Source organism: Haloquadratum walsbyi J07HQW2 (assembly GCF_000415985.1).
In the GTDB taxonomy this organism is placed as follows: domain Archaea; phylum Halobacteriota; class Halobacteria; order Halobacteriales; family Haloferacaceae; genus Haloquadratum; species Haloquadratum walsbyi_B.
In genome coordinates this window covers 1,926,348-1,942,593 of the sequence record NZ_KE356561.1, presented here as the reverse complement: position 1 = coordinate 1,942,593, position 16,246 = coordinate 1,926,348, and the positions used below count along the sequence as shown (strand labels likewise).

At 46.7% G+C, this 16,246-nt stretch carries 9 protein-coding genes and 1 pseudogene; 4 read left to right on the top strand and 6 right to left on the bottom strand.

The genetic code is table 11. From position 1 onward, the window contains the following. Positions 1 to 705 precede the first annotated feature (705 nt). From J07HQW2_RS09030 to J07HQW2_RS09020, 3 genes are all read left to right on the top strand, one after another. Positions 706 to 1,047 (top strand): DUF5783 family protein, encoded by a 342-nt coding sequence (locus J07HQW2_RS09030; RefSeq protein WP_021055155.1) that lies wholly within the window; start codon positions 706 to 708, stop codon positions 1,045 to 1,047. 25 nt (positions 1,048 to 1,072) lie between these two features. After that, the gene (locus J07HQW2_RS09025) at positions 1,073 to 1,441 is read left to right on the top strand and encodes a NifU family protein (protein ID WP_021055154.1); all 369 of its coding nucleotides are present in this window, start codon (positions 1,073 to 1,075) and stop codon (positions 1,439 to 1,441) included. 201 nt (positions 1,442 to 1,642) lie between these two features. Next, entirely contained in the window at positions 1,643 to 3,229 is a 1,587-nt protein-coding gene (locus J07HQW2_RS09020; RefSeq protein ID WP_021055153.1) for a sulfatase, read from the top strand. A gap of 171 nt (positions 3,230 to 3,400) precedes the next feature. On the opposite strand, the gene J07HQW2_RS09015 is transcribed toward J07HQW2_RS09020, so the two are convergent. The 4 genes and pseudogenes from J07HQW2_RS09015 to mdh all read right to left on the bottom strand — a co-directional run bounded on the left by J07HQW2_RS09015 (position 3,401) and on the right by mdh (position 12,873). Then, positions 3,401 to 4,192: an HAD family hydrolase gene (locus J07HQW2_RS09015; RefSeq protein WP_021055152.1), complete on the bottom strand. Its 792-nt coding sequence runs from the start codon at positions 4,190 to 4,192 to the stop codon at positions 3,401 to 3,403. A gap of 274 nt (positions 4,193 to 4,466) precedes the next feature. Then, positions 4,467 to 11,330, bottom strand: coding sequence for a DNA polymerase II large subunit (gene polC / locus J07HQW2_RS09010; protein WP_021055151.1), 6,864 nt, complete (start codon positions 11,328 to 11,330; stop codon positions 4,467 to 4,469). A gap of 2 nt (positions 11,331 to 11,332) precedes the next feature. Next, positions 11,333 to 11,752, bottom strand: a complete 420-nt coding sequence (locus tag J07HQW2_RS09005; protein WP_021055150.1) for a PPC domain-containing DNA-binding protein — start codon at positions 11,750 to 11,752, stop codon at positions 11,333 to 11,335. 207 nt (positions 11,753 to 11,959) lie between these two features. After that, positions 11,960 to 12,873, bottom strand: a pseudogene (gene mdh / locus J07HQW2_RS09000) (malate dehydrogenase). 152 nt (positions 12,874 to 13,025) lie between these two features. Between mdh and J07HQW2_RS08995 the strand changes: the two are divergent. Beyond that, positions 13,026 to 13,808, top strand: a complete 783-nt coding sequence (locus tag J07HQW2_RS08995) for an Sjogren's syndrome/scleroderma autoantigen 1 family protein (protein ID WP_021055147.1) — start codon at positions 13,026 to 13,028, stop codon at positions 13,806 to 13,808. A 288-nt stretch (positions 13,809 to 14,096) separates the two neighbouring features. Here J07HQW2_RS08995 and fer read toward each other — a convergent pair whose 3' ends face one another. Together fer and J07HQW2_RS08985 are read right to left on the bottom strand one after the other, a co-directional pair. Next, on the bottom strand, positions 14,097 to 14,486 hold the full coding sequence (gene fer / locus J07HQW2_RS08990; protein WP_048075215.1) for a ferredoxin Fer: 390 nt from the start codon (positions 14,484 to 14,486) through the stop codon (positions 14,097 to 14,099). A gap of 506 nt (positions 14,487 to 14,992) precedes the next feature. Next, positions 14,993 to 16,150 carry an inorganic phosphate transporter gene (locus tag J07HQW2_RS08985; protein ID WP_048075586.1) on the bottom strand — a complete coding sequence of 386 codons (1,158 nt, stop codon included), beginning with the start codon at positions 16,148 to 16,150 and terminating at the stop codon, positions 14,993 to 14,995. Positions 16,151 to 16,246: the final 96 nt, after the last annotated feature.

The window sequence follows — 16,246 nt, the reverse complement described above, 5'->3', positions numbered from 1 at the left end:
TCTAATCCTTCTGATTTGTGTAGACACATGCTCACAATGATATTATTAAGAATAACAACTGTAATGAGTCATCTTAAACTCAAACTCTTCACATTCTTGATTCAGATCTTCAGCAGTATTATTAAGTTAAATACAATGCTGCAAATTTGTTATCAAATATGCCGGACATAGAATGATATGTACACACTCAAATCTCAATTGTGATAATATGATTCTATGAATTTAACATATATAAAAAAGAATTCAAGCGAACTTAGCGCTGATATGATACGAATCTTCGGATGTCGATATCTCTATCTGTGATCATAAAGCAGGATTTTGTGCTCGAATTTTACAGATTTATCCATATATTTCAATTTGTTGCACAAGATGATCTGACTGATAGATTGATTCAGAAAGTAACTCTATTCGTGGGAATTCTCAGTGAGTACAATGTAGTTCACTCCATTGAGGATGCTGTTTCAGTAATTCACAACATATGCATGGCTTATTCCAAAATTGAATGATAATCCATTCGTTCTTCACGCTTTCTCAATCTTTTAAGATTTCACTCGATATATACTCATCAATCAGTTCAATCACCCAAAGTACCAATCGGTGATGCATCACATGCAATACAATTATGACTTCCAATTCATCATCTGCCTATCCGTATCGCCGTCCAAACCCGAATCGGTTTGTAGCGCCAGCAGTATTATACCAATAATGACTGAGTTTGACCCAGAGCAGTTTGAGGATAAATACGCAAACTACTTTACCGAACTCCAACGCGCGTATAAAAACGCATTCGAGTCAATGAATGATCAATATGACTCCGAGTTGATTCATGCAATTGATCAGCAAATCCTCAATGAATCTGAGCCATTTTATAACTCTGAGACAGACTCATTTGAGATTCAATTACCAGAGAATCCAACAGATCGTCTCACTGCAATAGTCGTTGATGATGAGAAGCTCCAAACGGTACTTGAGACGTACGTCGACGAACTTCAAAAGCAACACCGACGCGTGCTTGGACTCGATAATGAGTCCGAACCAAAGGTCTAAGCCGCTCGCTGATATTATATTTAGTATGAGCACGGAAACCGCAGATACTGAGAACGAGACAAAAGAACTGAAAGAACGCGTGACGAATTTCCTTCGTCGGAATTTCCCACAGATTCAGATGCATGGTGGGTCCGCAGCGATTCAGCATCTTGACGCCGAAGCAGGCGAAGTTTCGATCCAGCTTGGTGGTGCCTGCTCAGGGTGTGGCATCTCTCCAATGACGATTCAGGCGATTAAGAGTCGGATGGTCAAAGAGATCGCTGAAATTGAGACCGTTCACGCTGATACCGGTATGGACGGCGGTCACGGACACGGCGGCTCCTCACCATCGTTCCCAGGTGAGACTTCTGATGACGGTGGTGCATCCGACGAAGGTCCACAGGCTCCGTTCTAAATCGGCACACTGACTTTCCGCCTATTGTAGCAATACCCGTCGTGATTATCGATTTTGCGCATTGATTACTGATCTCACGAGTCTCATTAACTGAATTATTCTCTAGATTTATGTGGTATTATCCGGATATATATGAGCATATACCCGATTAGATGCACACGAGACCGATGCGTCTTTGATGTTATCGTTGCGAGTTAATATATGCCAACTGAATCACCCGAAAACGTCCTGTTCGTGGTGATGGACACGGTCAAAAAAGACCACCTGTCGCCGTATGGTTATGACCGCCCAACTACACCCACGCTCAATTCTTTCGCTGAAGATGCGACAGTGTTCGAAGAGGCAGTCGCTCCAGCGCCATGGACGCTCCCGGTGCATGCCTCATTGTTCACCGGATTGTACCCATCACAACACGGTGCAAGTCAAGAAAATCCATATCTTGAGGGGGCAACAACAATTGCACAGACACTCTCTGCAGCGGGCTACCGGACCGCCTGTTATTCCTCGAACGCATGGATTACTCCGTATACTCACCTTACAGATGGATTCGATGATCAAGATAATTTCTTTGAAGTAATGCCTGGTGAGTTCCTTACTGGACCGCTTGCTCGTGCGTGGAAAATGATGAATGATAATGAGTCTCTTCGTGCACTTGCTGATAAGCTTGTAAGCCTTGGCAATACGGCACACGAATATTTTGCTGGTGGCGAGGGTGCTGACTCAAAAACGCCTGCGGTCATCGACCGCACAATAGAGTTCATCGATAATACTGAAGACGAATTTTTCACATTTATCAATCTCATGGATGCACATCTTCCGTATCATCCACCCCCAGCGTTTCGTGAGGAGTTCGCCCCGGACGTCGACTCAAGTGCTGTCTGTCAAAACTCAAAAGAATACAACGCTGGTGCACGTTCGATTGATGATGAGGAGTGGGCAGATATTCAGGCATTATATGACGCTGAGATTGCGCATATTGATGACCAGCTCGGGCGATTGTTCAACTGGTTACAACAGGCAGGGCTGTGGGATGAGACAATGGTCGTTGTCTGCGCGGACCATGGGGAACTTCACGGCGAGCACGACATTTATGGACATGAATTCTGCCTATACGATCAGTTGGTGAACGTTCCACTGTTGATCAAGCATCCGGAATTGGATACTGATCGTCGACATGATCAGGTTGAACTCATCGATCTCTACCATACCGTTCTTGATGCGCTTGATGTGGACGGCGGGAATCCACACACTCCTGGCGAGACTGCAGTAGCCCATGACCAAACACGGTCACTATTGTCTGATTCCTATCGTGAGTTTGAATCGCTTGCTGGGACCGACGAGTCTGACCCTGCTCAACAAAGCAGTGATGGCTCGTATGCATTCATTGAATATTCACGACCCGTCGTTGAACTCAAACAACTTGAAGAGAAAGCAGCTTCCGCTGGTGTGACGTTATCAGAGGATTCACGATTTTACTCGCGGATGCGTGCAGCTCGGCGAACCGATGCAAAGTATGTCCGAATTGACCGAATTTCTGATGAAGCATACCAACTTGACACCGACCCAGACGAACAGAATTCAGTAGCTGGCGTAGTAAACGGGAATACAGCAGGTATGAACATAGGAGCAGAAGCAATCACAGCGACAGAAACAGCTCTTGCAGCCTTCGAATCAGCAGTTGGGGGCGCATGGACTGATGGGGTTGCTGATGACGTGACAGACGACACTATTGCTGAGATGGATGCTGATGCGCAAGAGCGCTTACGCGATCTTGGATATCTCGAGTGAGCAAATGCGTAATTTATTGTATATCATATTGAGATTACATCCACACCCCGGGGCACTCGCCTTGCTCATCTCTAGAAATGACAGACACGATGCTCATTAATCACAAATGAGAATTCCGATGTCAATTATCCAGGGTCACGTTAAAATAAGCACAAACGCGGAATCATCTGATTATTTAATTTGTTCAAGCACCCTCGGAAGGTCTCTGAGATCATTAATTGATGCCGTTGGTGTCCTATCAAGTGTCGCAACGTCATTGTGTGACCGACGAAGGAAAACGCTCTCAAGACCTGCTCGGTGAGCGGCAATTACGTCTGTCCCACGGTCACCGACGTACACTCCACTGTCAGCACCGAGCGCATCAAGCGTTTCCTCAAGATAATGTGGATCCGGCTTCCGTCGGCGGAATCCATCGACACCAAGGTCACGTCCGCGAACATGGTCAAAGCGGTCAATCTCGAAATGATCTACGACGAACTGGACCGTTGGATGGTAATTATTACTTACGAGTCCGAGTGTCGTCTCATTGTCGAGTGTCTTCAACGCATCAATATCTGCATACACACCACGACGTCCATCCGCAATTCGGTCAGAAATACGCTGTGCGCTTCGCTCTTCACGGGCGGCATAGAGTGCGACTGGGTCAACATCAATAGCTTCGCAGGCGGTGACGAATTCCTCAGTATACTCATATTGCTCAAGCGCACTACGATGTGACTGTGAAAGCGACTGCTCCCAGTCATCTCCCCATTCTCGTTCCGCAAGAATATCTTCGAATGCTCGTTCGTGAACAATCGAGTCAGCACCGCGACCCTCCAGTATGACACCATCCATGTCAAACAGGACAACAAAGTTATTATCAGCCGATGCTGGCGGTTCAGTATTCGATTGTCTTACTGTATTTGTTTCACTGTCCTTTTCGGAATGTGCGCGGGTAGCCGCGTCCGCTTCGGACTCTGTCACGTGTGTTATGTCGGGCTCGATTGTCCTGAATCTATCTGTCTACGCCGTCTCAGCCGAGGAATTTGGTCTGTACCCGTACCCGTATAGACTGCATTTGTAATAACTAGCACAGACAGGATTGGCATCTCATCTCTATATTCTCAATTAGTTATTATCGATCAATCATCTATAGATGTGTATTGATACTTGACACACGGATACACGATACTGTTATATGATAAATTTCCATCTGAAAACATAGGAACCGACTCTGAACCTGGTCAATACTTCGTATTTACATGAAATCAGCGATACCTGATTGCTTGTTTGTATCATCCTCAAAAATAGATTCGAGGCTTCTCTCGAGCACTTCAAGACGCTGTTTTGTGTATTCACGGCAGTCAAATTCCTCAGCAATGTGAATTGCCGTGTCCATGTATTTATTCACCGACCCCTGATGTACGGTGAGATTCACCCGACCACCGCACTCTCGACATTCACCGGTCAGTGGCATTCGTCGATATGACTCTCCGCAGTCAAGACATCGTGTTTGTTGTCGTGAGAATGCTCGCAGATTCCCAATCAAGTCCGGCAGGAAATGATATTCAATTACACGCTCTGCAACATCTGTCTCATCAACTGCTCGGAGTTTTCGTGCAAGTTCAAGCTGTGCATCCATCTTATCCATCATCGAATCGAGTGTTTTGTACGCCGATAGATCCGGACCAGCAGCAATATCGGTCGTATCATGCGTATGATTGAATCCTGTATATTCGGTATCGGTATCAAGATACTCTTCAGCAATCGTAATCTCTTCTTCCCACTCCTCAGGGTCTTCCATCCGTCGGGTCGCCTCATAGAATCCTCGGGGATACTGTCGAACGACATCCATATTGTGTGCCTCATCGTCTATCTCTGATGGGTCAATGCGTGAGGACATTACCAGCGGAGCATCCATTGAGTTGTGCGCGTACAACCAGTTTGCCGTGAACACCGGCTCTCCACCGACCTGTAGATCATATAGGTATCCATCATACTCAACGCATTCGACATTCTCGACTCGAAGATACGATAGGTCACCCTTGGTGAGTACTGCAAGCTCGTCTCGCTTTGCTTCGAGTTGTGTCGGAAGGTCGACCGTCGAAAGCTCTGTGACAATCGAATGAAGCCTTTCCAGTGAGACTGTTTCCTGTCGTGTGATAGACTCTGGGATTATCTGACTGATCTGAGATGTGTCCTCAAGCACTTCCTGAATCGTGAGGAGTGCGTCCGGAATTGGCACAGCGATATTCTCCTGCGTTATTGGACACTCACCGTTCAGGATCTGATGTAGTGGATTCTTATTACCCTCACTCTCAACTGAGACGGTATATTTGGGTTCTACTGAATGAGTTGCATCTTGTTCTGAGATACGTGCAACAATACCAAATCGGTGAAGTAAGAAGACAAGTCCATCCTTTATATCGACATTTTCGGCATTGAGTGTGACTGTTGTCTCTTCAGTTGCTATATCATTGCCCTCGAGATCGATACCTTCGACCGCATCAGCTCTACTTTCAGCATTCTTTCCGGAAATAAATCCTCGGAGGAATGACACTGCAACATCATCTGGACCGTGAAGAATACACTCAGGAATGACGAGCTCACTTGAGTGCGTGTGATCAATACCTTCCTCCGTTTTAATTCCTAAAACAAGTGTGGATACAATAGTATTGAGCACCGGTGGAAACGCAATTTCATACCCATTTTCCACTATATTGACTGTTGGTCTTACACCGAATACGCTCTCACTCGTGACGACAATTCGCTCAACGCGTGTTTTATCTACAACATGAATACTCAGCGTGTCGGTCGTGATCGACTCCTGGGCAATGAACTGTCCAAGAAGCCATCCAAATGAGTCAGTGACATCGACATATCGTTCAATTTTTTCTGTGGACTCTCGTAATCCAACTGTCTCATTTTGCTCTAATCCCAGCTCTCCTACAGCAGCTGAGCCGAGTGTCCTCATTTCATCTGCGGATCCTGACCGTTGTCCCGATGCACCAGGATCAGCTACTGGATTCGTTTTTTGCTCAGTATTCATGCTCACGGTCTCAGATGTCGAATTCGATGTTACCGATCCGGTCTGTTCGCCGAGACATGGACCATTGATATACTCAACAACATCAAGCGTTGTCTGAGTGGACTCAACATCAAGTGTCCGTGGTGCAACTATGATATCGCCTGCAGCGAGGTCATAGCCAGCCACCTCCTCGATACCATCGTCATACCGGAAGAGACTATGTTGGTCAGTAATATTGAGCGATCGACCAAACTGGGTGGTAATCCGACGTAACTGCTCGCTCTCATCGGCTTTGTATCGAATTGCTTTCTCAATCGGCTGTAAAGATGCCTGATGATCTTTATCGAAGGCGTATGTCTTCCACCCTTCTGACACACATGTTCGTTTCCTAAACTTTCCATCACGATTGATCGGACTATCAAGTTGCTTCCAAAAGTCTTCAAATGTCGTGAATACTACCTCATCATCAGGACCTACTGCAACTAATCGAGAATCAGCTGCAACGCTTCCTCCGCGCTTATCTGGAAGGTACTCTCGTGAAAAATTCAACAATCCATCCATTAGAAGCATGACACAATCTTCATCGCCGTCACACTGTTTCTGTGAAAGATCATTCGCAATGAGTGAATGTGTCTCAGAAACTGTGAGACAGTATGTGTACTCAACATCCGCCTCGATATACTCAATATCCGTGATCGCTTCAGTGATGTAATCGTCACTTCCTCCGTCGATCGCGCGTCGAGACTCGCTGACTAGCCTATTATTCGATCTTGAATGCTGTGATTCATATACTTGTTTCTGCTTCTGACTTTGTCTATCATGGACAAGACTCAGGCTATCCGATGCTGTAAGCGAAATAACATATGAGCGAGTCGCTGCCAGTTGATCAGCATCAGTATGCCTCTTAGTATCGAGTACATACGATTCTGGAAGAATCTCAGAGACTGACTCTGGCTGACGTGTAATTATCTCTGCGGTGATCCCAAGTCGTCGTAATATCGCAGTAATATCTTCTTTGAGCTCGCGACTGACAACTATCGTAGAAATATCTGCTGTGTCCGTCTTTACCTGATTGTGAGCAGTAAAGAAGCTACGTAGATACGACTCGACATGAGACTCAGATGCATCAAACAATGCCTGTGGGATACGTTTTTCAGTTGGTCGAGTGCCAACGTCAACTATCGTATCAAAAACCCTCCTGATGAGTTCTCCAGGAGTACTAACCGTCGTTTTATCTGAATTGTATTGAATTGTTTCAATCTCAAAAACATCGGTAAGTGCTTTCGAAAGGAGCGCTTCTGTTTGTGAGTTAATATCATAAAACGATAGCGTTGATTGTTCTCGTGGAGGCGATTTAGCGTGCGTATGGAATATTCCTGCTGCAGCGTAGTATCCAAGTAGCGATGCAAACTCTTCAGTAAATCGAATACATCGATCAATCTTCACTTCCTCTCGATGAAGCCCAATTTGCACATCATCAGGAACACCTCTCAGAAGGGATTGATCTGTTTTAACAAATTCCCGAAGAAGCATAACCGGTATCTCTCCCTCACTGAGCTGTTGCATCAGTGTTTCTTTAGTTGATTCGAGCTGGTAAGCAGTATCTTGTATTAATCCAACGATATCTTCATAGTCAGTAACCTCCTCCGGGAGGAGTTGATTGCACAGTTGGACGGGAGCTGTCGTATGAATTATTAGCCGATCAATTGCGAGGTCATCCTGAGTGAGGAACTCCGCAAGAAGATCATACTGCGGTGTGTGAGATGACGGTGATATCTCTCCCAGCTGTCTCGACATCGCTGCATACTCACCAGGCGTAATCTCACTTGCCTGCTTTGAGACTAGATTACCTTGCTTGAGAATATGCATCTCATGATCAGGTGTTACCGTTATCTCCCGACCACTCGCTGTCTCAATTCGAACCAGATGATCCGGTGCATGATGTTTTGACACTGCTGTCACTGACTGCAATCGCTCATTGCCATCGGCATCTATCGATGGAACCGACACCTCGCTGTCAGCAGCATCAAGTTCCTGGACGAGAGTCCCAACAGCATCTATTTCAGGATCCTCAAGCCGGTCCTCAACAAACGTTCGAATCGTCTCATGATGCCACTCATCGCTGGCATTCCGAAACCAGAGCTTTGTGTCCGGATGGAAGCAGTTTCGACGTTTTGCAGCGTGGAAATATGGATGTGCGTACCCAACAGCCGCAGAGGTGAATCCAACAATCCGTCCAACGACGGCAGCCGATGTATGCGGCGCCATTCCAAAGACGAGTTCACCAATCAACTCGTCGCGTTCATCAATCTGATAGAATTGATTTAGATTATAATACTGCGTTAAGAGATCATCAACGAAATCCGCGGTCTTCATCATGTGTTCTGCTGCTCCATCCGGAAGCACGATATCTTGCACCTTGAGTTCGACAAGTTGATTATCGAACTGAAGCGGCTCGCCGCTGATATCCGTTTGATATCCAAGTTCACGAAAGTGGTCAGCGGTGACATCAAGTTCTTCAGGACGAACTGCGGTAACCGGTAAGTCTGTCATATCATACCGAACAGTGCCGTCCTTGAATGATGATACACCGTGTTTTGCCCGCAAGATTCCTTTCTCAAGCGGTTCAGGTGTTTTATTCGATGAGGTGAGACCTTTGACACCTTTCAAAATCTCAAATGAGGCTTCACGCTCATTGACACGATTGAGTGCATCGTGATATCTCTGGTGTAGGTCAATATCTTGCCACTCAGCACTTGTCACATCACGTTCGCAATGATCACAGTACACCCGTCCAGATTCATCGGGGTGAAGTATTGACTCACAATCAGGACATTTAAACTGCGGTTCAGTATGTGCACCACACTCAGCGCACTGCAGTTCAAATCCAACCGTATTGCATTGAGAACAGTGACGTCTGCCTAATTGAACCGAAATCTGACCACGTTCGTTATCATCGCCAAAGCTCTGTGCGGCATCACCGAGATTGCGTTGATTCCCACCAGCCTCACCGATTGGAAAGAGTGTATGTACAGCCGGTGAGAGGTCTCGATCCTCAGATTTCTCTGGGCGTCCCATTCGACTTCCAATTCGTGTTGGTGCGCGCTCACGAACCTGAAATGGGGCAACCTCATTCACTGCTTCAATAGCGTTATCTCCATTATCTTGCTCTCGAGCATGTTTTGAAAGGTCAGCAAGCGACCATGTGCGGTCACCGATACTTGCTTTCTCATCAGATTCAATCTCAATCTCAATCCCGAGTGAAAGTGCGAGTGCCCGCCATGCAGGGATTTGAATCGAGTCATCACCCTGATGATGTTCAACGAGTAACCGTTCAACTGTCTCCCGAATCGCCGGTGTGGTATCAATCCGCAACGCATCATTCGTCGTTATGTCGGCTGTGATTGAGCTGGTACCGCTACTGTTGGCGCTTCGGTTTCCGTTATCACTACCAATGGTATCCCCGAGGTCACTGACAACAATATCACCGGCTGCTACAACATCTGCGAGATGGTCAAACTCAGCAACTGAAATATCGTGCCAAAGATATGTGTATGCCGGGTGTAGTGGGATATCATATTCTTCTGCCCAGCGTACTGCGCTATCGACAGTTGGATTCTCTAAATCAACCGTTGGGTCGTCACGAAGTGGTTGTATATCTGCAATGCTCGCTTCAAAATCCTGAATCCACCATTCAAAAACATATGCTGCTGGTGCGAGTGGGTGATTATTTTCTATAAATTCGCCGAAGTTGACGAGGTATTCACCAAGATCAATAATTTTCTCAACCCCGTTTTGAAGTTTCTTTGCCTCTTCAGGATCATCGATACAGCGAACATCGCCGTTTGCGAGTCTTACCGTCGGTCCTTCGATCGAGTCAACAGGCACAACACCGCCAGCTTTTCCAGGACGCTCGGTTTTGATTTGGGTTCCCGTGGCAACAAAATCATCAACAATATGCATCGTTGCCGGATGGACGCCTGCGGTTGCAAATCCATGATTCCGTGCGCGTCCATAGCGAAGTCGAAACGCACCTGCAGCCGATGGATGTCCAAACACAGGGCGACCAGCAATAAGATCACGCAGATACTTGCCAGTGGCATCAACACGAGGGGACTCAGTGGGCTCTAATCCAGACTTATTTTCGACAGTATCAATTCTGTGCTCTAGCTCATCCTTTGTTTGAGGTTCGTCTTCATCTGCGTCTGTACCGGGTATATGAGTCTCATCGTTTTCAGCGCTATCACTATTGGTTCCAATCGTATTATCAATGAGATCCTGTAGCCATGGCCATTCCACCTCATCAAGTTGGCGAGTATACCGCTGAATCTTCGGTGCTTTGAGTGCAATCCCCTCAGCAAGTACAAGACACATTCCCCCACGTGCGGAATTCGTGTCGACACGCTCAAGATCACGATATCCAGAGACTTCTTCATCACCAGTAGCCTCGCCGTCAAGCATAATCGGCATGTGTTTGGTTATGAATTTTGTCTCTTTGTCTTTTGGTGAGTACTGTAGACCCGTTTCACGGTCATATAAACTTATTTCTTCAGCATATCGCTCTGTTTCATCCGTACGTGCAGCGTATTCATCGATATCTAATAGCGCTCGGGCATAATCAGCAACGAGTACTGACAGCGCCTGCGCAGTTCCTCCTGCTGAACGGATTGGTCCGGCATAATAGACATTAACAAATTCACTGCCATCATCATTATTGAGAATTTCAACCCGGTCAATACCCTCAATTGGCGCCGCAACAACACCCTCAGTAAGGAGCGCCACAGCTGTCCGAACCGCACCCTCTATTTTCCCTTCACGTGTGTCATAATCGCCGACAGTTCCTCCGACAAAGTCAGTAACAAGCTCCAGTGCTACCTCTTCACGAGAGCGTCCATTATCAAGCTCTCGTATACGTGTTGCAACGCCAGCAATCCCGAGAATATTCTCGACACGATCTGCCATGTCCTTCGCAACTGGGATTTCAACCTCTGGCTCCGGGTCATATCCCTTCTTCTTCGCCTGTTGTGCCCGGTCGAATGCTTGATTTAGCTGCGATTCCAGTGTCTCAAAGTATTGTTTATCGGCGTCTCGCACGATTATAACCAGACATCAAGACCGGTTGTCTCATCATACTCACGAATAAGGTCAGTGTCAAGCGCTCTGAGATACACCTCACCAGCGAAAACAGTCCCAGCGTTGAGGTGTCCAGCAAGTGCTTGCCCGCTAGGTCGTGAAAGCACAGCGTGAGTGTGTGCGAATCGCTCATCATCAAGCATTGCAATGTTCCCGATACAGGCGGCAATTTCAAGTGGTTCATCAAAACTCACACTATTATACTCAGCCTCAGTTTGGTCATAAAACCACACCTCGGCGTCTTGAACTGCACCCATTGCATTGAACCACGCGGCATCGATATCTTCGAGTTTGGCGAACTCTTCAATCTCTGCTCGCCAGTCAGCACCCGTTTCAAGTCTGAGTAAGAATTCCCGAGCCGTGTCCACCTCACGATAGTGCATACAGCTTCACTCGTGAGACGACGACAAAAGGTCCACGATGATACTAAGTGTGTGATCGAAGATATCTATCTGACTCAATAACCGATCAAGCGGTATATTATACCATTGAATATTCACCGTCAGTGCGGCGTATATCCCCCAACATACAATATCTCTCTAAATCACCACCGATGATTGAAATAGACTAATATCGAGGATATGATCACTTCACTCTATCTTTGCGTATTGATCTGAGAGTTTTTCTGCTGCATCATCCATCAACTCACGCTCATACTGATCAAGGTCCCACTCAACAACTTCCTCAACACCATTTGCACCGAGTTTGACGGGCACGCCAAATGCTGTGTCAGTGTAGCCGTACTCATTATCAAGAACAATCGACCCAGGAAGCACTTCTCCGGTATCATTGAGCACAGCCTCAACCATATGAGCAACACCTGTTGCCGGACCCCACTGTGTTGCACCTTTTCGCTCAATTACATCCATTGCTGATGCCTGTAAGTCCGCCAAAATTGTCTCACGTTCATCAGAATCAAACGTTGGACCCGCTCCGTCGATATGGACTTTTGAGAAGGCTGGAACCTGTGCATCACCGTGTTCACCAAGAATCGTCGCTTCAACATTCTGAACTGGCGTATCAAACCGCTCACTCAACACATATCGAAACCGAGCAGAATCAAGACGTCCACCAAAACCAATGACAGTATGTCTCTCTCTATCCCCGGTTTCATACAGATGACGATGAGAAGATCAACAGGATTTGACGTTGTTATTGAAATGAATTCCTCATTATGTGCTGCGAGTGACGATCCAATGTCTGCCATGATTGGTGCGTTGTCCTCGGCAAGATCAATCCGTGTTTGACCCGGACTTCGGGGAATCCCTGCGGTAATAACAACCACATCAGACCCGGCAGTGTCCGCATAATCGCCCTGAATGACTGTTGTATTCGAATCATATGCAACCCCATGATTCGTATCTGCAGCCTGACCAATCACTTCATCTTTTTTATCAGGAATGTCAACGAAAACGAGTTCATCAACTACGTCACGAAGCGCGAGGCTGTATCCTGCGGCAGCACCAACTGTCCCAGCAGCACCAACGACACTGACTTTCGCCATATCACATATGTGAACATGTGGAAACTGATTAAATACTTCGAATTCGGTGATATGCGGTCTCTACTGTCGATATTTGCTTTCGTCGACTGTCGAATTAGTGTGTTAATATGACCCCGGTGGATTTTTCGATGTGGCATACCTAACCCATCAGTGTGAGCGATTTTGACGAAGAGGCAGAGCGAGAGCGACTCCGAGAGAAGTATGAGCAAGATTCCGAACGGCGGGCGGAGACGCAGCAGATGAGCGAACTCCTATTGAAAGGGGCGACGATGACGAACGCCCACTGTGGGACATGTGGGTCGCCCATCTTTCGCTACGACGGTCAAGAGTTCTGTCCGACGTGTCAATCACGGAATGCTGAAAACGAGGCGGCTGATAATGGCTCGATGAAACAATCAGACGCTAAAACCGCCGCTGCTTCGGATAACAATAATCAACCTGTCAATACTGGCGCATCACCGAATGCCCAAACGAATAATCAATCACCCGCCGAAGCAAATGCACAGACCAATGCAACCGCTACGCCGGATGCTAATAACTCAAATTCAGGAACACCACCAACCGTTGAACCGGTTGACACGGCTGTGCAGACGAATACGCCGGACCCGACATCACAATCACAATCACAATCACAACACAAGCCACAATCCCAGCCAACATCAGACAGTGATAATACGTCCCCGCGAAACAATGCGTCCCGTCCGCGTCGTGACAACAGTGGTGCAGTCACCGACACTGATACTGCCGCACATACAAACGTATCCGAACAGTACCCTGCGGAGAACAATCCAACTCGACAAACAGCAGTTGAGTCGTTGCTTGAGGCACTGACCCGTCATGCCCAACTTGCTGCTGCGAGCGATGACCCACGTCGTGCACGTGATCATTTACAAGCAAGCAATGAGGCAGCTGAAGCGCTTAATCAACTACGATAATCTGAGTGATACATACTGTCGTATGCGCTCAGCTATCACAGTAGTGCCGCTGGATATCTGCTTTTTCATATGACATATGCGTGAAATGACATGAATATGTTTAGAATTCCTGTCTGAAATGAGACGACTCACGCGATGTATTGTTTATTGGGTGTTATCCCAAATAATCACTATACACTAGATTAGACAGTATAGCACAGACTACACAGCGAGTAAATATAAAAGAATTAGTGGTAGTTAGCGCTCAATAGCAACGATTTGTAGAGCGCAGGTATGTATTGTCGTCGTCTAGATGACGCGGTTTTGGAGATAATCGAGGTGTTTTGCGTTGTAGACAATCTGAACACTGTCGGCTGCTGGTGATCCGATACACGTTAGCCGAACATTCTTCTCAGAGACTTCCTCATCGGAAAGAATCTGCTGCATGTCCATGTCGATTTCTCCTTCCGTTACGATTGCAGCGCAGTTTGCGCATGCACCCGCGCGGCAGGAGAAGGGCCAGTCATAGCCTTGTGCTTCTGCGGCTTCAAGAATATACTCGCCTTCGTTCACCTCGAGTGATCCGTAATCTTCGCTACCGAGATCGGAGTCTGCAGCCTTATCGAAAAGGTCCTCATCGTTCATCTCCCAGCCCTTGTCATCAAGGGACTCATAATTGAGATATTCTACGGTTGCCATCAACATTTAATATGTGCGCCACACCATTAGACTTTGTTGTTTGCTAATTTCGTCATCATACCACCATCTACGGGCGAAAATCATACGCTCGTGCTCGGTATATGCACGACTATGTGCATTATTTTGATTTTCCCCTTCTAATCACCATACAACGGCGATATTACTCGTTATCGGAATATTATATTGAGACATATGTTCATTTCTGTTCCAACCGTTGATTCATTGATCTTGATATGACCCTGTGGTCATAGCTTGGATCAGATACGGACCTCTGATGAGTAATACTGATTTCGTGTTTATACAATGAATATCTGCCCTGAATACAGCCAAAATTAGAAACAATATGAAACATATCACGAGGGTTATGATGAGAGCAACTAACACTCAAACGAACACCTGATTCACTTCCTATATTGATTACCAACTCGCATCGGGAGATATGATAAACCGGGCGAGAAGTTTCAGAGTCCTAATTAAATCTATACTTGAAATTAACTCAAAGAGTTTCACAATGGGGTCAAAGTAAACAATACATACGATGCGACTGCTGACACTGATGGTGTCAGGAGCCAAAAGAAGATGACACGCCCTGTTGTCCCAGGGTCAAACAGCGTTTGATCGGTAAGTTCTTGTGGCGACTCCTCACCGACATTTGGGACCGTTTTGTCGGTCTCAGCGGTTAATGCATCTACTGACATCTCTGGTTTTTCTCCACCGATTGCATCACCAATCGTGACTGTCCGTGTTGCTCGACCCCATCCAAGACCGACAATACACATTGTAGCTGAGACCGCAAGACTCGCTGGAATGCCTAACATTGAAAGCACTGCAATGACCGATGCAGAGACTGTTTCGACGACAAGCGCAGCCAAAATCGGCAGTTCAGTCAGGTCATTCCCAACCGTATCAAGTGTTCGACGTGCGATAGTAAATGCTCCGAGCCCAATCGCTCCAGTGGCTAGGACAATCCCGATATTCATTGATACTGATCCATTCCCGACGAGTGGTGCAACAGCGTTTGCTGCGTTTGAGGCACCCGCGGAGTATGCCATATAACAGGCGATAATAATGACTAAACAAACACTGCCGAGTTCTCGATTTGAGGTGTTTGGTCCTCGACGAACTTGTGGGACAGTTCCACTGCGATTGAGTGTGATGAGCGGTCCCGGTGAGCGGTTCAGTTTGAGTCGAGCATCAAGATATGGGTAGAGATATCGTCCAACGACTGCACAAATCCAAAATGCAAGTACTGGTGCGACAATCCACCATGAGACGATCTCAAGCATCACGGCTTCGTTGAGCGTTCCTGAGGCAACACCAAGCCCGGCGATGGCACCGACAGCAGTCATTGACGTTGATGCGGGAACTCCAAATGTGTTCGAAATAAGTAACGCCATCCCAACGAAGAATAATACAGCAACGCTCGCTGCAAGCGTAAATTGACCTCGTGGAACAATCTGTCCACCCATTGTCTCTATTACTTCTCGGCCGGCGGTCCATGCACCAAGAAGTGCAAATGTCGTCATCAACCCGGCTGCAAAAAGCTTTGAAACAAGTCCACTCCCTACTGCCGGTCCAAATGCAACGCCTGTTGAGGACCCACCAATATTGAATCCGACAAAGACTGCAACGCCGATGCCAATAAAGAGCAATACTTCGACCACAATCAGCGATTTAATATCTTGAATGAGAAAATTCCGCATCTACGCATCGTGGCATACTCATGTTTGATACAGCGATTTGGATTCAGTATTACTCTA

Coding starts and splice junctions, on each gene's coding strand:
- J07HQW2_RS09025 (WP_021055154.1), top strand. CDS start 1,073: ATGAGCACGGAAACCGCAGATACTGAGAACGAGACAAAAGAACTGAAA.
- fer (WP_048075215.1), bottom strand. CDS start 14,486: ATGGCAACCGTAGAATATCTCAATTATGAGTCCCTTGATGACAAGGGC.
- J07HQW2_RS09005 (WP_021055150.1), bottom strand. CDS start 11,752: ATGCACTATCGTGAGGTGGACACGGCTCGGGAATTCTTACTCAGACTT.
- J07HQW2_RS09020 (WP_021055153.1), top strand. CDS start 1,643: ATGCCAACTGAATCACCCGAAAACGTCCTGTTCGTGGTGATGGACACG.
- J07HQW2_RS09030 (WP_021055155.1), top strand. CDS start 706: ATGACTGAGTTTGACCCAGAGCAGTTTGAGGATAAATACGCAAACTAC.